The organism is Microvirga sp. GN3, assembly GCF_055792825.1.
The window spans coordinates 1-2,644 of the sequence record NZ_JBVVAK010000335.1 but is presented as its reverse complement, the minus strand read 5'-3'; the positions used below and the strand labels follow the sequence as shown (position 1 = coordinate 2,644).

4 protein-coding genes are annotated in these 2,644 nt (G+C 61.0%); 3 read left to right on the top strand and 1 reads right to left on the bottom strand.

Translation table 11 applies throughout. The features are described 5' to 3' along the window. Positions 1–238 precede the first annotated feature (238 nt). Positions 239–511 carry a hypothetical protein gene (locus tag ACS5Q1_RS47475; RefSeq protein ID WP_473104718.1) on the top strand — a complete coding sequence of 91 codons (273 nt, stop codon included), beginning with the start codon at positions 239–241 and terminating at the stop codon, positions 509–511. A 253-nt stretch (positions 512–764) separates the two neighbouring features. Here the strand turns inward: ACS5Q1_RS47475 and ACS5Q1_RS47470 are convergent, their stop codons facing one another. After that, entirely contained in the window at positions 765–1,259 is a 495-nt protein-coding gene (locus tag ACS5Q1_RS47470) for a DUF302 domain-containing protein (RefSeq protein WP_473104717.1), read from the bottom strand. Between the two features lie 323 nt (positions 1,260–1,582). Here ACS5Q1_RS47470 and ACS5Q1_RS47465 point away from each other — a divergent pair, with 323 nt between their 5' ends. Continuing rightward, positions 1,583–1,894: a BufA1 family periplasmic bufferin-type metallophore gene (locus ACS5Q1_RS47465; protein ID WP_473104716.1), complete on the top strand. Its 312-nt coding sequence runs from the start codon at positions 1,583–1,585 to the stop codon at positions 1,892–1,894. Positions 1,895–2,000: 106 nt separating this feature from the next. Then, the coding region (locus tag ACS5Q1_RS47460; protein WP_473104715.1) for an MbnB/TglH/ChrH family RiPP precursor modification enzyme at positions 2,001–2,644 on the top strand (644 nt) is incomplete at its 3' end.

The window sequence follows — 2,644 nt, the reverse complement described above, 5'->3', positions numbered from 1 at the left end:
ACATCAGGGCCTGCGGTCATGAAGCACCGCGTTCAAAGGCCGGAGACATGACCGCACCCGCCCCGCTAGGCCCAAGCATCATCAACAATCACGTTGCCAAACGGGCGCCATCCAGACATGACAAGACCATTGGGATAGCACCTGCCTATCATTTTCCAAGCCAAACGGTATTTCAGCTCAGGACCGGGAAGGCACATGCTCGGTGGCAGATCACCTCCTTTCGTCATGGAGGAGTCAGATGAACGCCACCGTCAGCACCTCCACATTCCTGAACACGGAGCTTCCCACCCTGGCAGAAGCCGGAGGGTTCCATCATGGCTCGTCCTGCTCTCGCAAAGTGCCCGCGATACCGCCACGTCGCCGCTTGGCCATATGCTCCATGTTCGCGCTCTTCGCCTGCGCCTACGTCACACTCGATCGATTACCTAGCTCGGCCGTTTCAGTTCTGCGGGGAGGCGTCGGATTCGTGGCCCGCTCCGAGATCAGCCAGATGACGGATCAGGTGTTCTGATGGCGGAGGAAGGGGAAAGCTTTGCCGCTTCTCCTGTGAGCGACACCAAGCGCCCTCACGGCGCATTGAGGGAGAAAGCCCGATAATGCTTGCTATGGCAGGGTGACCTCTAACCAAAACGTTGCCTCGTCAGGGCCGAGAGCGGTCTTCAGTTCAGCAGGCGCACCAAACGTTCGGCTCGGGCTTACAAGAATCCCAAATGCAATCGACCGACCTCAAGGCTTGGTACCGGGGCCGGTCGTCTGTTTGGCGGTTATTTCGATACGCTCGATGTGATCGACGCAATGACCTCCGATGCCTTCTGGAAGGCTGCGTCCCGATCCGTGATGCCGTGGCGCCGGGCGATGTAGTGGAAATCGTTATAGATCGTCCACACTGCACCATTCTGGTCCTCCGTAACCAGCAGCCGTACCGGCCAGTCGATACCCGCATTCGAGTTCGAGGTGATGAAGTGGGAGCCGAGGGCCGGATTGCCGAACACCAGAAGCGTGGACGGACGAAGCGTGATCCCGGCATCGGAGGCGAGCTTCGACTGGTCGACTGTGAAGAAGAACATGATGCCCTTTGCGGCAACATCCTGTTTGATGCGGTCGATGGTTTCACTGAGCGAATAGGCGCTTTTCACGCGCACGATGCCGTTCTCGAACATCTGCCGGTTCAGCTCCTCTGCCTTCGCCACGAGGGGCGCCAGAGCGAGGGCGAACGGGATGAGGGTAGCTGCGCCGAGAGCTGCGATACGGGATGCCATAGACTGTTCCTCCTGGTTGTCGCTCACGCATGTTCCTTGAGCCATGCCGCAAGCATGAGGGCATGCCTTCGCCGCCTGAAATACTGAGTGGCTTTCAAGTCCATGCCGACCGGCTATCGACGCCCGGGTGGAAGATCGCGTTCAGAAAGAAACAGAGGAGCGACCTTTCCTGTGCCACCCCTGCCCTCTTAGCCGCACTGCCCATTATAGACGCCGGCTATCGGCTCCATCGCAGGTCGGTATTTCACATGATCTTCCGTTTCTATGACCATGCCCTGAGCGGACGCCACTGTGGCACCGCGTCAGAAACGGAGGAAACATCCATGACCAGTCGAACGGCTCTCAGCGTCGCGGGCGCCATGGCGGCCGCCCTCGGGTACGCTGCAACCACCGCAGCCCATGCGCAACCCAAGCCTCCACCGACGGCGGCCCAGGAAAAGTGTTTCGGGATCGCCCTCAAGGGGCAGAACGACTGTGCGGCCGGCCCCGGCACCACCTGCGCCGGCACGTCCAAGGTCGATTATCAGGGCAATGCCTGGAAGATCGTTCCCAAGGGCACCTGCACCACCGTGATGGCGCTGGGGAACCGCATGGGCAGCCTGCAAGCTTTGATCCGCGACCTTCCACCCTCCTGAGCCGGGCTGCGGAGAAGGATTCCGCAGCCCGTTGGTGGACGCGTGCCAAATGCCCGGAGCCCACATGGCGGCCCCGGGCCACTCCAAAGGATGACAGGAGGAGATCATGACCTCACCAGCTTTTGTGGCACTCTCCAGCCTTGGGGTGCTTCCTGCACAGGCCGGACTGGGCCTGAAGCCCCAGCATTACCGGGAGATCCTCGAGACCTTGCCCCCGATTGGGTTCTTCGAGGTCCATGCGGAAAACTATATGGGCGACGGCGGACCGCCGCACCGGTACCTGGAGCAGATCCGGGCATGCTATCCGCTGTCGGTGCACGGAGTGGGCTTGTCCATCGGCGGGGACCAGCCGCTCGACCAGATGCATCTCGCACGCCTGCGGCGCCTGATCGAACGCTACGAGCCCGAGTCCTTCTCCGAGCATCTCGCCTGGTCCACGCACGACACCGTCTTCCTCAACGACCTGCTGCCCGTGCCGTACGACGGCCCGACATTGAAGCGGGTCTGCGAGCACATCGATGAGATCCAGGAGATCCTGGGACGACGCATGCTCCTGGAGAATCCCTCGACCTACATTGCATTCGAGCAAAGCGATATGTCGGAGATCGGCTTCCTGCGCGAGATCACGCGCCGGACCGGCTGCGGGCTCCTTCTCGACGTCAACAACGTTTTCGTCTCGGCCATCAACCATGCCTATGACGCCAAGGCCTATCTCGACGCGTTCCCCGCCCACCATGTCGGCGAAATCCA